Annotated in this window: 12 protein-coding genes and 1 rRNA gene; 4 read left to right on the forward strand and 9 right to left on the reverse strand. The window is 64.7% G+C overall.

The genetic code is table 11. The features are described 5' to 3' along the window. A 16S ribosomal RNA gene (locus GEV37_RS05300) occupies positions 1 to 369 on the reverse strand; the annotation flags it as partial. A 155-nt stretch (positions 370 to 524) separates the two neighbouring features. On the opposite strand from GEV37_RS05300, the gene GEV37_RS05305 reads away from it, so the two are divergent. After that, on the forward strand, positions 525 to 914 hold the full coding sequence (locus GEV37_RS05305) for a hypothetical protein (protein WP_227389215.1): 390 nt from the start codon (positions 525 to 527) through the stop codon (positions 912 to 914). Here GEV37_RS05305 and GEV37_RS05310 read toward each other — a convergent pair whose 3' ends face one another. From GEV37_RS05310 to GEV37_RS05325, 4 genes are all read right to left on the reverse strand, one after another. Beyond that, positions 915 to 2,723, reverse strand: coding sequence for an acyl-CoA dehydrogenase C-terminal domain-containing protein (locus tag GEV37_RS05310; RefSeq protein WP_227389216.1), 1,809 nt, complete (start codon positions 2,721 to 2,723; stop codon positions 915 to 917). 217 nt (positions 2,724 to 2,940) lie between these two features. Beyond that, complete coding sequence (locus tag GEV37_RS05315; protein WP_227389217.1) at positions 2,941 to 3,708, reverse strand: SDR family NAD(P)-dependent oxidoreductase; 768 nt, start codon at positions 3,706 to 3,708, stop codon at positions 2,941 to 2,943. Between the two features lie 25 nt (positions 3,709 to 3,733). Beyond that, complete coding sequence (locus tag GEV37_RS05320) at positions 3,734 to 5,386, reverse strand: AMP-binding protein (RefSeq protein WP_227389218.1); 1,653 nt, start codon at positions 5,384 to 5,386, stop codon at positions 3,734 to 3,736. A gap of 160 nt (positions 5,387 to 5,546) precedes the next feature. Further along, positions 5,547 to 6,110 (reverse strand): TetR/AcrR family transcriptional regulator, encoded by a 564-nt coding sequence (locus GEV37_RS05325; RefSeq protein ID WP_227389749.1) that lies wholly within the window; start codon positions 6,108 to 6,110, stop codon positions 5,547 to 5,549. Positions 6,111 to 6,274: 164 nt separating this feature from the next. Here GEV37_RS05325 and GEV37_RS05330 point away from each other — a divergent pair, with 164 nt between their 5' ends. Then, on the forward strand, positions 6,275 to 7,462 hold the full coding sequence (locus GEV37_RS05330) for an acetyl-CoA C-acyltransferase (RefSeq protein ID WP_227389219.1): 1,188 nt from the start codon (positions 6,275 to 6,277) through the stop codon (positions 7,460 to 7,462). Here GEV37_RS05330 and pstB read toward each other — a convergent pair. The 4 genes from pstB to GEV37_RS05350 form a co-directional block, all read right to left on the reverse strand. Further along, positions 7,459 to 8,259 (reverse strand): phosphate ABC transporter ATP-binding protein PstB, encoded by an 801-nt coding sequence (gene pstB, locus GEV37_RS05335; RefSeq protein ID WP_386111994.1) that lies wholly within the window; start codon positions 8,257 to 8,259, stop codon positions 7,459 to 7,461. The two genes, GEV37_RS05330 and pstB, sit on opposite strands and share 4 nt — an antisense overlap. A gap of 54 nt (positions 8,260 to 8,313) precedes the next feature. Then, positions 8,314 to 9,672 carry a phosphate ABC transporter permease PstA gene (gene pstA / locus GEV37_RS05340; protein WP_227389220.1) on the reverse strand — a complete coding sequence of 453 codons (1,359 nt, stop codon included), beginning with the start codon at positions 9,670 to 9,672 and terminating at the stop codon, positions 8,314 to 8,316. Between the two features lie 6 nt (positions 9,673 to 9,678). After that, entirely contained in the window at positions 9,679 to 11,058 is a 1,380-nt protein-coding gene (gene pstC / locus GEV37_RS05345) for a phosphate ABC transporter permease subunit PstC (RefSeq protein ID WP_227389221.1), read from the reverse strand. Between the two features lie 98 nt (positions 11,059 to 11,156). Next, the gene (locus GEV37_RS05350; protein WP_227389222.1) at positions 11,157 to 12,173 is read right to left on the reverse strand and encodes a substrate-binding domain-containing protein; all 1,017 of its coding nucleotides are present in this window, start codon (positions 12,171 to 12,173) and stop codon (positions 11,157 to 11,159) included. A gap of 236 nt (positions 12,174 to 12,409) precedes the next feature. Here GEV37_RS05350 and GEV37_RS05355 point away from each other — a divergent pair, with 236 nt between their 5' ends. Both GEV37_RS05355 and tal read left to right on the forward strand, forming a co-directional pair. Then, positions 12,410 to 14,071: a methyl-accepting chemotaxis protein gene (locus GEV37_RS05355; protein WP_227389223.1), complete on the forward strand. Its 1,662-nt coding sequence runs from the start codon at positions 12,410 to 12,412 to the stop codon at positions 14,069 to 14,071. Further along, on the forward strand, positions 14,068 to 15,006 hold the full coding sequence (tal, locus tag GEV37_RS05360; RefSeq protein WP_227389224.1) for a transaldolase: 939 nt from the start codon (positions 14,068 to 14,070) through the stop codon (positions 15,004 to 15,006). Before GEV37_RS05355 ends, tal begins: the two co-directional genes overlap by 4 nt. Positions 15,007 to 15,015: the final 9 nt, after the last annotated feature.

Here is a 15,015-nt window from a genome sequence, read left to right on the forward strand (position 1 = left end):
CCATTGTCCAATATTCCCCACTGCTGCCTCCCGTAGGAGTTCGGGCCGTGTCTCAGTCCCGATGTGGCTGATCATCCTCTCAGACCAGCTACGGATCGTCGCCTTGGTGGGCCATTACCCCACCAACTAGCTAATCCGACATAGGCTCATCCGATAGCGGGAGCCGGAGCCCCCTTTCTCCCGTAGGACGTATGCGGTATTAGCCTGGGTTTCCCCAGGTTATCCCCCACTACCGGGCAGATTCCTATGCATTACTCACCCGTCCGCCGCTCGTCAGCGTCTAGCAAGCTAGACCTGTTACCGCTCGACTTGCATGTGTTAAGCCTGCCGCCAGCGTTCAATCTGAGCCATGATCAAACTCTTCAGTTTAAGATCGATGTGATCCTTACATGTCATCCGAAGACAACAAAAGCGGATCAAACTTGGCTCAAGGTTCAAACGAAGTCACTGTGATACTCCAAAGAGTATCGTGTTCGCTTGCCTTGATATTTGGTGACTTGTCACCCTCATCGGCAAACGCCCACATGAATTACCTGATCATATTTTTAAAGAGCGATTCGCTGAAGCTCGACATTGACTCGATGACCGGAGCCGCTTGCCTCAGCGAGGAAGGCGTATTCTACGCATTCCCCGGTGTTTGTCAACCGCTGATTTTCGCGGTGGAAGTTAGCCTGGAACTTCTCGCTAACTTCCTGGCAAACCGAAGGTTTTCACCTTCTTCACCGCTGGCGACGCTGGGCGTCCCCGGCAGCGGATGCGTACTTTACGGATTCGCTGCCGGGAGTGCAAGGGGTTTTTGGAAAAACTTCGCCGAACGGCCGACGCCTTTCTCATGGGGTGTTTGGGTGCTACAAAAGCGCCGAAAGGTCCATGCCCTTTCGGCGCCAAAACGATCAAACAGTGCAGGGCTTTAATCAGATCTCGAAGCCGAGCCCGAAGTCATCACTCGAGATCGCCATGAGCGGTGCAGCGCCCGCCTGGATCATCCGGGCATGCGCTCGCGTGCGCGGCAGAATGCGCTGGTAGTAGAAACGCGCGGTATCGATCTTGGCTTTATAGAAAGCCTGATCGTCACCCTCGAGCCCTGCGCTTGCACTCTTCACCGCCCGAGCGAACAGGTAGGCCAGTGCCACGTAGCCTGAATACATCAGATAATCGACGCTTGCCGCCCCCACCTCTTCGCGATCCTGTATCGCTTTCATGCCGATGCCCATGGTGAGCTCGCCCCACTCGGCGTTGAGTTTGGCCAATGGTTCGATGAACTCCCCGAGCACCGGATGATCGGCCTCGGTCTTGCAGAACTTGTGGATTTCCTTGGTGAAGACCTTTAGCGACTCGCCCTGGCTCATCAGCACCTTGCGCCCTAGCAGGTCGAGCGCCTGGATACCGGTGGTGCCTTCATAAAGCCGGGTGATGCGCGCGTCGCGCACCAGCTGCTCCATGCCCCACTCCTTGATGTAGCCGTGCCCCCCGAAGATCTGCACGCCTTCGTTGGTGCTCTCGAAGCCGACCTCGGTCAAAAACGCCTTGACGATCGGGGTCAGAAGTCCGAGCAGAGCATCGGCGCGCTCGCGCTCCTCCCCCTCGGCGCCGTGCTCCACCCGGTCCAGCAGCTGCGCCGCGTAGAGCACCAGCATCCGCCCGCCTTCGGCAAAGGCTTTCTGGGTGAGTAGCATGCGGCGCACGTCCGGATGGTGAATGATCGGGTCGGCGGGTTTCTCCGGGGCTTTCTTGCCGGAGAGCGCGCGCATCTGCAGTCGGTCGCGGGCGTAGGCGAGCGAGTTCTGGAAGCTCGCCTCGACCAGCCCGAGCCCCTGGATGCCTACCCCCAGGCGCGCCGCGTTCATCATGGTGAACATGCATGCCAACCCCTTGTGGGGCGGGCCGACCAGATAACCGATAGCATCGTCGAAGTTCATCACACAGGTGGCGTTGCCGTGAATGCCCATCTTGTGTTCGAGCGAGCCGCAGACCACGCCGTTGCGTTCGCCGGGATTGCCGGCGCCATCCGGCAGGAACTTCGGCACCACGAACAGCGAGATGCCCTTCGAGCCTTCCGGCGCATCCGGTAGCTTCGCCAGCACCAGGTGAACGATGTTCTCGGCAAGGTCGTGCTCGCCGGCGGAGATGAATATCTTGGTGCCGGTGATCCGGTAGGCATCGCCCTCGACGGGCACGGCGCGCGTCTTGATCAGGCCCAGATCCGTGCCGCAGTGCGGTTCGGTCAGGCACATGGTGCCGGTCCAGGTACCTTCCACCAGCTTGGTGAGATAGGTGGCCTGCTGCGCGTCGCTGCCGTGGTGGCGCAACGCATCGGCGGCGCCATGGGAGAGCCCCGGATACATGCCCCAGGCCAGGTTGCTGGCACAGATCATCTCCGACAGCGCCATGGCCAGAGACGCCGGCAATCCCTGCCCACCGTGCTCGGGGTCGGCGGCCAGACCCGGCCAGCCGCCCTTGACGTACTGACGGTAAGCCTCACGAAAGCCGTCCGGCGCTTTCACATCGCCGTTGTCGAGTCGCCTGCAGCCCTGCTCGTCGCCGCTCTGGTTGAGGGGCAGAAGCACTTCGCGCGCAAAGCGCCCGCCCTCCTCGAGAATCGCGCTCACCACGTCGGGCGAGGCGTCCTCACCCTTGCCGAGCACAGCGTAGTGAGCGGGGTAGTCGAGAAGTTCGTCCATGACGAAACGCAGGTCACGTAGCGGGGCTTGATAACGGGGCATGGGTATTCTCCAAAAGGGTGTTGAGAGTCACGGTCAACGCATCGACCCGCTTTCAAACAATCGTTTGAAATTAGCGCGCACCGGTCTTTGCGTCAAGCCAATGACCCAAGGTACGCCGCCATTCAATTGCTCTCTTTAGTCGAATACGCCGCGATCCCGTTCGCCCGCGCATAAAAAACTCGCCGCGAAAAGCGACGAGTCTTGAAGGATGACGCCCTTACTGCATGCGAATGCCACCATCCAGGCGGATCACCTCGCCATTGAGCATCGGGTTGGTGATGATCTGCTCGGCGAGAAGCGCAAACTCCTCGGCGCGCCCCAGCCGCTTAGGAAAAGGCACCCCGGCGACCAGCGCATCATGGGCATCGCGCGGGATCTCGCTCATCATCGGCGTCTCGAACACCCCCGGGGCGATGGCCATGACGCGGATGGCATGGCGCGAAAGCTCCCGGGCGGCGGGCAGGCTCATGCCTACCACGCCCGCCTTGGAGGCGCTGTACGCGCACTGCCCCACTTGGCCATCGAAGGCGGCGATCGACGCGGTATTGACGATCACCCCGCGCTCGCCGCTGGAACACGGCGCGTTTTTGGCCATGGCGGCAGCGGCCAGACGCATCACGTTGAAGGTCCCCACCAGGTTGATCTGGATCGTTCGAGCGTAGGCATCTAGATCTGCCGGGTGTCCTTCGCGGTCGACCAGCTTGGCCACGCTCACCACGCCCGCGCAGTGGACCACGCCGGCAAGCCCGTGCTCGCCACCCAGCGTGACGGCGGCCTCGACCGCCTGGGCCATCTGTTCGCCCGAGGTCACATCGCCCTTCACGGCCCGGGCGCGCTCGCCAAGCGCCTCGGCTTGATCGAAGACGCCGTCGCTCAGGTCACACAGCACTACCTTGCCGCCCAGGTCGATCAAACGCCCAGCAGTCGCGGCGCCCAGGCCCGAAGCGGCGCCGGTGATCAGAAAGCATCGATTGTGTATATCCACCCTTGAATCCTTTATAGGCCATGTATCAGGAAGTCGTTGGCGCGTTCGCTTGAGCGCGCAGCTTGAAGCGCTGAATATTGCCGCTGGGGGTCTTCGGCAACTCGTCGACGAACTCGACCTCCCGAGGGAAGGCATGGGTCGAGAGGCGCTCGCGCACCCGCGTGCGGATCTCGTCGGCCAGCGCCTCGCTGGGTTCGAATCCTGCCCGCAGCACGACGAAGGACTTGATGATCTCGCCGCGAATCTCGTCGAGCTTGCCCACCGCCGCCGACTCCGCCACCGCCGGATGGGTCATCACGCTGTTCTCGACGTCCGTGGGCCCCACCCGGTAGCCCGCGGTGGTGATGATGTCGTCGTCGCGGCCGGCGAACTGGAAAGTGCCATCCTCGTTTTGTACCACCACGTCGCCGGTCAGGTAGTAGCCCTTCACGAACGGATCCTTCTCCTGCCAGGTGTAGCCCTGGAAGAAATGGACCGGCGAACGGTCGATGTCCACCGCCAGCACGCCGGGCTGGCCCGGCGGCAGCTCGTTGTACTCGGCATCGAGGATCGCCAACCGGTAACCGGGCAGCGGCACGCCCATGCCGCCGACGTGCTTGGGATGCTCGAGGCGATGATGGTTGTTGCAGGTCATGCCGGTTTCGGTCTGGCCGTAGTGGTCCATCACCGGGCAGCCCAGGGACGCCTCCACCCAGCTGACCACCTCGGTATTGAGCGGCTCGCCCGCCGAGCTCGCCGCGCGAAGCGCGAGCGTTCGATGAGCATCGTCGAACAGGGCGGAGGCCTTCATCAGTCGATACGCCGTCGGCGCGGCGGCGAAGGTGGTGATGCCGTGACGTCGCATGAAGGCAAGCGCCCCCTCGGCACTGAAGCCTGCCTCGCAGAAATGCGTGGTGGCACCGAGCAGCAAGGGTCCGACGATGGCGTAGTAGAGCCCGTAGGCCCAGCCCGGGTCCGCCATGTTCCAGAAACGGTCTTCGCGCTTGAGATCGACGGCAAGCTCCATGTAGAGCGCAAAGGCCATCATCGCCTTGAGCGGTACCGCCACCCCCTTGGGCTTGCCCACGGTACCGGAGGTGAACATCTGCAGAAACGGTGCCTCCGGCGAGAGCCTGGGCGGGGTCTGATCGAGGGCCGAGTGATCGAGCGCGGCCTGCCAGTCGAGATCCGTCCCGCGCCGGGCGCTTGCCTCGCCGATGGCCAGCACCGGCGGGCACGGCTCTAGACCGTCGAACTTGTGGCGATTGGCAGCGTCGGTGATCACCAGTCGGGTATCGGCACGCGCCAGGCGGTACGCCACGGCATCCGGCCCGAAGGCGGTGAACAGCGGCTGGTACACCGCCCCGATGCGCCAGGTGGCCAGCACCGCGACCAGCAGCGCGCTCGAGCGCGGCAACATGCAGGCGATGCGATCGCCCTCCCCCAGCCCCTGGGCGATCATCCAGCCGGCAAGGCTTGCGCTCATGGCATCGAGCTCGGCGTAAGTGAAAGCATGCACCTCGCCCTGGGTATCCTCGTGAATCAACGCACACGCATCACCGCGGCCCTCGCGCACATGGCGCGCGCAGCAGGCATCGAAGGCATTGAGCTTGCCATCCTGGTGGTCATCGAGAGCGGCGATCAAGGCATCCGCCGAGAAGCCGTCGAGATACTCGGCATAGGAGAGGGAAACGGTCATGGCGACTCTCTTTTATTGTTGGTAGACGCAAGACGAGGCGCATGTCCGTTTACGTCAACGGAAACCCGCCATGTCACCAACGCTAAAGAGATTGACCATCCGGCGCAAGCGGGCAGCGCAGTAAACGACTTAGACGATGGTCGGGTACCGACGCGCCGCCTCAGCCCCGCCTGATCATCGCGACCAGCTCGTCGGCGAGTTCGTCCGTGGTGCGAGCGCCTTGCGGGTCGTACCAGCGAACCGTCCAGTTGAGCGCGCCGAGCACGAAGCGCACGACCAGAAAGCGATCGCCGCGCAGAAGCCCCGCCGCCAGGGCATCGTCGACCACCTGGATCCACAGCGTTTCGTAGGCGTCGCGCAGGTGACGCAGGTGGGTGCTGGCCGCGCTGTCGAGCCGCCGCCACTCGAAAAGCGCCACCACGTGGGCGTTGCGATCGGCGAACAGGGTTTCAAGGTGCGCGCGGGCCATGGCCGTCAGTCGTGCCTGTGGCGTGGCCTCGCAACGGTCAAGCGCGGCACGGGCCACCGTCAGTGCATTCTGGGTGCCCTCCTCGATCACTGCGGCGAGGATCTCCTGCTTGTCCTTGAAGTGATGAAACAGGCTTCCCGGCTTGATGCCCATCTCCTTGGCCAGCATGCGTACCGTGGTGCGATCGTACCCCTGCTGGACGAAGAGCGACGCCGCCAGCCGCGTCAGTTCCTTGCGACGCGCAGAGCCATTCATTACATTCATGGTAGTCCCAGTAGCGCTTGCCTGATCAGCGTCGAGCAGACCACACCCCCGCCCGACGGGTCAACGAGGCACTCGTCACGCGCATCGACCAGGCCCTGCCCAATCGATGCTGCACGCCCGAAGTCACAAGCACAATAAAGCGACAGGAGTTTTTCATGAGCCACGCCACCGATGTTGTCTTTCTCTCCGCCACCCGCACCCCCATGGGCGCGATGATGGGGAGTCTTTCGAGCCTGAGCGCCCCGCAGCTGGCCGCCGTGGCCATTCGCGCCGCCATCGAGCGCGCCGGCATCGCCCCGGAGGCCATCGAGGAAGGCATACTGGGCTGCGTACTGCCCGGCGGCATCAAGCAGGGCCCCGCCCGCCAGGCCATGCGTCAGGCGGGCATTCCCGATGCCATCGGCGCCACCACCATCAACAAGCTCTGCGGGTCCGGCATGAAGGCGGCCATGCTATGTCATGATCTGATCAAGGTCGGCACCAACGAGGTCATGCTCGCCGGCGGCATGGAGTCGATGTCCAACGCCCCGCACATTCTGACCAAGGCGCGCGGCGGCTACCGCCTGGGCCACGGCGAGCTCAAGGACCACATGTTTTACGATGGCCTGGAGGATGCGGAAACCGGCAAGCTGATGGGCGTGTTCGCCCAGGAGATCGCCACCGAACGCGGCTACACTCGTGAGCGCCTCGACGACTTCGCCATCGCCTCCCTCGAGCGGGCGATGAAAGCGAGTGAGAACGGCTCGCTCGACGCCGAGATGGCGCCGGTCACGGTGACGACCCGCCAAGGCGAAAGCGTCATCGACCAGGATGAGCAGCCCTTCCAGGCAAGGCTCGACAAGATCCGCACCCTGCGCCCGGCCTTCGCCAAGGACGGCACCATCACCGCGGCGAACGCCAGCTCCATTTCCGACGGCGCCTCGGCGCTGATCATCGCCAGCCGCAACGCCGCCGAACGCCTGGGCGCGGCGCCGCTCGCGCGCATGCTCGGCCACGCCACCCACTCGCGCCACCCGAGTGAATTCACCATCGCCCCAGTGGGCGCCATCCAGGCGCTGCTGGAAAAGGTTGGCTGGAACGTCGAGGACGTGGATCTTTTCGAGATCAACGAAGCCTTCGCCGTGGTCACGTTGATGGCCATCGACGACCTGGGCCTCGATCACACCAGGGTCAACGTCTTCGGCGGCGCCTGCGCCCAGGGCCACCCGGTGGGCTCGACGGGCTCGCGTATCATCGCAACGCTCATCCACGCCTTGAGAGCCACCGGCGGCAAGCGAGGCGTGGCGAGCCTGTGCATCGGCGGCGGCGAGGCCACGGCGGTGGCGGTCGAGCTGGTCGACTAGCCGAAGCGGCCGGTGATGTAGTCGTGGGTGCGCTGGTCCTGCGGGTTGGTGAAGATGTTGTCGGTGGAGTCGACCTCGACCAGATCCCCCATGTGGAAGAACGCGGTGCGATCGGCCACGCGCGCGGCCTGCTGCATGTTGTGGGTCACCATCACGATGGTATAGCTCTCGCTGAGCTCGTCGATCAGCTGCTCCACCTTGGCCGTGGCGATGGGGTCGAGCGCCGAGCAGGGTTCGTCCATCAGGATCACGTCCGGGCTCACCGCCACGGTGCGCGCGATGCACAGGCGCTGCTGCTGGCCGCCGGAAAGCCCGGTGCCGGGCTTGTCGAGGCGATCCTTGACCTCCTCCCACAGCCCCGCGCGGCGCAGGCTGCTCTCGACGATGTCATCGAGCTCCGCCTTGCGCTTGGCAAGGCCATGCAGGCGCGGCCCGTAGGCAATGTTCTCGTAGATCGACTTGGGGAACGGGTTGGGCTTCTGGAACACGATGCCCACCTGGGCGCGCAGCAGCACCACGTCCCGCTCCGGCGCGTAGATGTCCTTGCCATCCAGGGTGATCCTGCCCTCGACCCGGCAGATGTCGATGGTATCGTTCATGCGGTTCAAGCAGCGCAAGAACGTCGACTTGCCGCAGCCCGAGGGGCCGATGAAGGCCAGTACCTCGTTCTCGAAGATATCCAGGTCGATGCTCTTGATCGCCTGGGTGTCGCCGTAGAAGACGTCGACGCTTTCGGCCTTGAGCTTGACCTTGTCCTTGGCCCGGCTGATGCGGCTTTCGCCGTTGCCGAGGCTCACGCTGGGCGTGGCCGCCGAAGGGGCTTGGCTTGGGGAGTGTGTAGAAGTATCCACTTACCACCTCGTCTCGAATTTTTTGCGCAGCCAGATGGCCAGCGCGTTAAGGCTCAGCATGAGCCCCAGCAGCACGATGATCGCTGCCGAGGTGCGCGCCTCGAAGAAGTTGCGAAGCTCGTTGCCCTGCCACAGGTAGATCTGCACTGGCAGCGCCGTGGACTGCTCGAGCGGCGTGCCCGGCACGTTGGCCACGAACGCGTTCATGCCGATCAACAAAAGCGGCGCGGTCTCGCCCAGCGCCTGGGCCACGCCCAGGATCGAGCCGGTGAGAATGCCCGGCAGCGCCAGCGGCAGCACGTGATGAAACACTGTCTGCACCCGCGAGGCGCCGATACCGAGGGCGGCCTGGCGAATCGACGGCGGAATCGAGCGCAAGGAAGCGCGGGTGGCGATGATGATCGTCGGCAGCGTCATCAGGGTCAACACCAGCCCGCCCACCAGCGGCGCCGAGATCGGCAGGCCCAGGTAGCCGATGAAGATCGACGCGCCGAGCAGGCCGAACACGATCGACGGTACTGCCGCCAGGTTGTTGATGTTGATCTCGATCAGGTCGGTCAGGCGATTCTTCGGCGCGAACTCCTCGAGGTAGATGGCGCTGGACACGCCGATCGGCACCGACAGTGCGATCACCACCAGCATCATGAACAACGACCCCATGAAGGCGCCGGCGAGCCCCGCCGAGGCCAGCGAGCTTCGCGAGTCGGTATTGACGAACAGCGCGGTGCTGAAGGACTGGCGCAGCACGTCCTCGTCCTGCAGCACGTCGATCCAGGCGCGCGACTGGGGGCTTAGCTGCTGGCGGGCATCGGGCAGGTCGCGGTCGATGTTGCCCTTCACCCAGACGTCGACATCGGCGCCGGCGAGCATCTTGATCGTCACCGTGTCCCCCAGGAGCGAAGGATCGGCGATGAAGCGGTCGCGCAGCGCATAGCGCTCGCCGGAGGCGACCAGCGCGCGCAGATCACGCAGCTGGCGCGGCTCGACCTCCTCGCCCAGCGCACGCTCGAGAGAGGCGTCGATCAGCGACTGCCAGTTCACCAATCCCACCTGGGTCATCCACTGGGTATGGCGCTCGTTGAAGGCGTACGGGGTCTCGCCGGCTTCACGCACGGGCGCCGGCGGCAGGTCGATCACTTCGGGGTCGAAATGGATCTCGGTATAAAGCGTGGCCTGCCAGAAGGCGGGAATGCCCTTGGTAAGGATGCTGGCGAACAGGATCGTCACCAGCGTAAGCCCGGCCAGCACGGCGGCAAGCCCCAGGCGGCGAAAACCATTCTCCTTGCGGTGTCGTCTCGCCAGCGACTTCTCAATCGTGGTCAGGCGGTGCTCGCGGCGCTGCTCAATCGATAGGGTCATGGTCACTTACTCGTATTGCTGGCGATATTTGCGCACCACCACCAGGGCGATGACGTTCAGCCCCAGCGTGATCACGAACAGCGTCAGGCCCAGGGCGAAGGCCACCAGCGACTGCGGGCTGGCGAAGTCCATGTCGCCGGTCAGCTGGTTGACGATGGTCACGGTGATGGTCGACACCGCTTCGAAGGGATTGGCGTGCAGCACCGGGTTGTTGCCCGCCGCGAGCACCACGATCATGGTCTCGCCGATCGCCCGGCTAGCGGCCAGCAGAAAGGCCCCGACGATACCGGGAAGCGCCGCCGGCAACACCACCTGGCGGATGGTTTCCGACTTGGTGGCCCCCAGCCCCAGCGCCCCGTCGCGCAGCGACTTCGGCACCTGGGTGATGATGTCGTCGGACAGCGACGAGACGAACGGGATGATCATGATGCCCATGGCGATCCCCGCGGTCATCGCGCTGGTGGTGCGGATGTTGATGCCGACCAGATCACCGAGCATCGACAGGAAAGGCCCGATCACGGTCAGCGCGAAGAATCCGTAGACGATGGTGGGAATGCCCGCGAGGATCTCGATGATCGGCTTGGCGACGCTTCTGAGCCAGGGCGAGGCGTACTCCGCCATGTAGATCGCGGTCATCAAACCGACCGGAATCGCCACCAGCAGCGCGATGACGCTGACCATCAGGGTGCCCCACAGAAGCGGCAGCAGGCCGAACTGGCCCTGGGCGCCGGCACCGGCAGAGCTGAAGCGCGGGTTCCACACTGTGCCGAAGAAGAAGTCGGCGGGATGGATGAAGCTGAAAAAGCGCAGCGCCTCGCCGAGCATCGACAGCACGATGCCGATGGTGGTGAAGATCGCGATGGCGGAACTCGCCCCGAGGGCGATGGTGATGACGCGCTCGACGTGGTTGCGCGCCTGCCAGTGGGGCGAGATGCGCCGCCGGGCGAAGACCAGCCCGACCACCGCCACCACCGCCGTCACTGCCGCGAGGCTCAATTGGCCGATGGTCTCGAGCCGCGCCATGTGGGCGGCAGCGGCGAGCTCCTCGGGACTGCCGCCACCGGCGACGCCGCGCCCGTCGGCCAGCGCCGCGATGCGCCGCATGAGAGTCTGCAGCTCGCGATCGCTCAGCGACGCCACCAGATCCACCGGCAGCTGCTGGACGACCAGGGTATCGACGAGCTGGGCGGCGAAGAGAGACCACAGCAGGAACAGGGCGAACGCCGGCAGGCCGCACCACAGCGCCACCAGCGTACCGTAGTAGCCGGGGCGGGAGTGCAGGCGCACGTCGCGATGGGAGGCCACCGCGCGGCTGCGCGTCAGGCCCAGGTGATATGCCAAGGCCATCAGCATCAAGAGCATGGCTATCAAGGCAAGATTGCTCATTATGTCTTCGCCTTTTGACTCAATATTTAAACGCCGACATCAAGGTCGTTGATGTCGGCGCGATCTTTGATGAGCGCTGAGGCTCGGCGAGGGCCGGATTACTCGGCGCTGACCACGGTGCGGGATTCGAAGTTCTCGAGCACTTCGGCACGCTCGCCTTCGTCCATCGGAATCAGGCCGGCGTCTTCCAGGGGGCTGCCGAAGCCGGAGATCATGTCGTTGAGGAAGTACTCGGTGTACTCGGCAAGGCCCGGGATCACGTCCAGGTGCTCGCCCTTGACGTAGAAGTAGAGCGGACGCGATACCGGGTACTCGCCGGAACCGATGGTCTCGAGGCTCGGCGTCACGCCATCCATGGTCGCCACCTGCAGGCGGTCGCGGTTCTGGTCGTAGAAGCTCAGGCCGAACACGCCCACGGCGTTGTCCTGGGCATCCAGGCGCGCCAGGGTCTCGGTGTAGTCACCGGCGATCTCGACGATACGGCCGTCGCCGCGCAGGTTGTTGCAGGCGTCGCCCTCGATCTCGCCCACGCTTTCGCAGCCCGGGTGGATCACGCGCTCTTCGAAGACTTCACGGGTACCGTGGTTGGAGGCCGGGATGACCAGCGTGATTTCCTGATCCGGCAGGCTGTCGTCGATCTGCGACCAGTTGGTGTAGGGGTTGTCGACCAGTTGGCCATCCTGCGGCACCTGGGCGGCGGCAGCCTTGAAGACGAACTCCGGTGTCAGCGCGAACTCGTTCTGGTCCAGGCGCGAGGCGAACACGATACCGTCGTAGCCGAACTTCACCTCGATGATCTCGTTGACGCCATTCTCGCCACAGCTCTCCACTTCGCTCGAACGGATCGGGCGCGAGGCGTTGGCGATGTCGATGGTGTTCTCGCCCACGCCCTGGCAGAACTGGCGCAGGCCGCCGCTGGAGCCGCCGGAGCCGACGACCGGCGTGTTGAACTGGGAATAGGTGTTGCCGAACTCCTCGGCGACGATACTGGCAAACGGCAAAACGGTCGAAGAACCCGCGATCTGGATGGTATCGCGGGCCATGGCGGCGGCGCTGGCGCCGGTGGCGAGCGCAGCTACTACGGCAACACTAAGCGTCTTCTTGGTGACATTCATCGTCGCATTCCCCTCGAGTGTGAAATCCAGCCCTCTTACGCTGGAAGCGGTGGCCTTCTGGCCTTCGACACCGAGGAGTCTGCCGCGCGATGATTGCAAAAATATGACAGCGTCGTTCGATCCACCTTTTTTCGTCGTGGGGCGAGCGCATGGCCTCCTCAATGTGCTACGCACAAGAAAACTGCAACAAACGCCGCTTACTCTCGAAAGCCTTCCTACTGCACTTTCGAGCTCCCATGATCACACCGCCGCTTTCCCGTCTTTCTCTTCGTACGCTGGCCGTCGTGGCGCTGTCGCTGGTCACGATGTGCGTGCTGTCCTTCGCCCTGCTCGCCTGGAGCGTGATCGAACAGGGTCAGCGCGACCTGGCGCTGCTCGAGCGCGTCAACGTGCAGCAGGCCTCGTCGCTCAACCGGCTGCATATCGCCGGGCTCGAAGGGCTGCACCGCCTCGACCGGGCGCTCGAGCGCCAGCTGCGCCCGTCGCTGGGCGACCCCGTCGAAGCGCTCGCCGCCGTCGAGCGCGAGATAGACGAGATGCGCAGCGCCCTGGCGAGCTTTCTCGACGCCACCGTGACTCATCCGGAGCGCGACGAGATCGACGCTCGGGCCACGGCGTTGATCGAAGCACTCGGGCGCCAGCTCGACGCGGTGCGCACCGGCGACCGCGGCGGTTACCGCGAGCTCACCGCCGAGGCGCTGACGCTGAGCCAGGCGTTCACCGAGCTTGCCCGCGGCTTTTACGAACAGGCGGATCGCCAGGGTACGGCGCTTCTGGCGCACGCCCAGCAGCGCGCGCTCATTCTCGGTCAGGGGCTGCTCGCGGGGATCGTCGTGGCGCTGGGCGTGCTGGCGGCGATCGCGCTGATCGGCCAGCGCCACTTCCTGCGTCCGATCAAGACGCTGGTCCGCCATCTGCGCACGCTCGCCCAGGGGGATCTGAGCGGCGAGATCATCCGACCGGGCAGCAACGAGATCGGCCAGCTCTATCAAGAGCTCGAGAGCATGCGATGCTCGTTCACCACCACCGTAGCGAGCCTGCACGAACAAAGTCTGGCGATGTTCGACAGCGCCCAGCGCCTGGCGCTGAGCAACGAGGAGCTGTCGATTCGCACCCGCGCTCAGCACGCCTTCCACGAGTCCACCACGACCCACCTCGACGAACTGACCACGCATACCGCCTCGACGGCCGATCACGCGGTGAACGCGGCGAACCTCACCGCCACCGCCACCGCCCAGACCGGCCAGGGCCGCCAGGTGATGGGGGCTTTTCTCGACACCATGGAGCATATCCACGCCCGCGCGCGCGAGGTCGACGGCATTGTCGGCACCATCGACGCCATCGCCTTCCAGACCAACATCCTGGCACTCAATGCCTCGGTGGAGGCGGCGCGCGCCGGTGGCCACGGCAGGGGCTTCGCGGTGGTGGCCGAGGAGGTGCGCCAGCTGGCCACACGTAGCGCAGAAGCCGCCCAGGAGATCAAGACGCTGCTGGCCGACTCCACCCGGGGCATCCAGCAGGGCCATGCGCTGTCGGAAAAGGCCGGCGATACCATGCGCGAGATCGCCGAGACCACCGACCGTGCCAATGGCCTGATGGCGCAGATCGCCGATGCTGCCCAGGAGCAGCACCGCCATATCGAGAATCTCAACGCCACCTTGGCCGAGCAGACCCGCGTCAACCGCGACAACGGCGCCCAGGTGGAGAACAGCGCCCGAGAAGCGCTGTCGCTCGAGAAGGTCGCCGAGCAGCTCAGGGAGGTCGCCGGACGGTTCAAGATCGAAAGCGACGACCCAGCGGCCTTCGCCTGGCACCACGAGCCAATCCGCGCGGGGCGATATTCACAGCCCCCAAGCCTTGCTAGAGTAGAACCATCTCGAACAAGGAGCCCTGCATGAGTCAAAGCCTACTTTCCCAGCTCAAGAGCATGACCAAGGTCGTGGCGGATACCGGCGATCTCGAAGCAATTCGCCGCTTTCGCCCGGAAGACGCCACCACCAACCCCTCGCTGATCCTCCAGGCCGCCCAGCAGGAGGATCGTCGCGCCCGACTGGCAGCGATCGCCCGTGAAAGCGCGGACATCGACGAGGCGGTGGATCGCGTTGCGGTGGATATCGGCTGCGAGATCAGCGAGCTGGTGCCGGGCTACGTCTCGACCGAGGTGAGCTCGCGCCTGTCCTTCGATCGCGACGCGACGATCATTAAGGCGCACTCGCTGATCGAGCGCTACGCCAAGCAAGGCGTGCCCGCCGAGCGCATCCTGATCAAGACCGCCTCGACCTGGGAGGGGATCCAAGCCGCCCGCCAGCTCGAGCGCGACGGCATTCGCACCAACCTGACCCTGCTGTTCGGCTTCGCTCAGGCCCAGGCCTGCGCCGACGCAGGCGCGACGCTGATCTCGCCTTTCGTGGGCCGCATTCTGGACTGGCACAAGGCGCGCGACCCGGAGGGCGACTTCGCAGGCGACAAGGACCCGGGCGTCGCTTCGGTCAAGCGCATCTACGAGTACTACAAGGGCCACGGCTACGCGACCATCGTGATGGGGGCAAGCTTTCGCAACGTCGACGAGATCACATCGCTCGCCGGCTGCGACCGCCTGACCATCTCGCCGACGCTGCTCAACGAGCTCGACGAGCGTCAGGGCGAGCTGCCGCGCCAGCTCTCCCCCGCCGGGGCCCAGGACGCTGACCCCGAACCACTCTCCCAGGCGGACTTCCGCTGGGCGATGAACGAGGACGAGATGACCAGCGACAAGCTCGCCGAGGGCATTCGCAAGTTCATGGCCGACCAGAAAGCGCTCGAGGCGCTGCTGGCCAAGCTGCGCCAGCAGTAGAACGCACAT

The sequence above is a fragment of the Vreelandella malpeensis genome (assembly GCF_020622355.1).
GTDB classification, from domain to species: domain Bacteria; phylum Pseudomonadota; class Gammaproteobacteria; order Pseudomonadales; family Halomonadaceae; genus Vreelandella; species Vreelandella malpeensis.

Coding starts and splice junctions, on each gene's coding strand:
- GEV37_RS05305 (WP_227389215.1), top strand. CDS start 525: ATGAATTACCTGATCATATTTTTAAAGAGCGATTCGCTGAAGCTCGAC.
- GEV37_RS05310 (WP_227389216.1), bottom strand. CDS start 2,723: ATGCCCCGTTATCAAGCCCCGCTACGTGACCTGCGTTTCGTCATGGAC.
- GEV37_RS05320 (WP_227389218.1), bottom strand. CDS start 5,386: ATGACCGTTTCCCTCTCCTATGCCGAGTATCTCGACGGCTTCTCGGCG.
- GEV37_RS05325 (WP_227389749.1), bottom strand. CDS start 6,110: ATGAATGGCTCTGCGCGTCGCAAGGAACTGACGCGGCTGGCGGCGTCG.
- GEV37_RS05330 (WP_227389219.1), top strand. CDS start 6,275: ATGAGCCACGCCACCGATGTTGTCTTTCTCTCCGCCACCCGCACCCCC.
- pstA (WP_227389220.1), bottom strand. CDS start 9,672: ATGACCCTATCGATTGAGCAGCGCCGCGAGCACCGCCTGACCACGATT.
- pstC (WP_227389221.1), bottom strand. CDS start 11,058: ATGAGCAATCTTGCCTTGATAGCCATGCTCTTGATGCTGATGGCCTTG.
- GEV37_RS05350 (WP_227389222.1), bottom strand. CDS start 12,173: ATGAATGTCACCAAGAAGACGCTTAGTGTTGCCGTAGTAGCTGCGCTC.
- GEV37_RS05355 (WP_227389223.1), top strand. CDS start 12,410: ATGATCACACCGCCGCTTTCCCGTCTTTCTCTTCGTACGCTGGCCGTC.
- tal (WP_227389224.1), top strand. CDS start 14,068: ATGAGTCAAAGCCTACTTTCCCAGCTCAAGAGCATGACCAAGGTCGTG.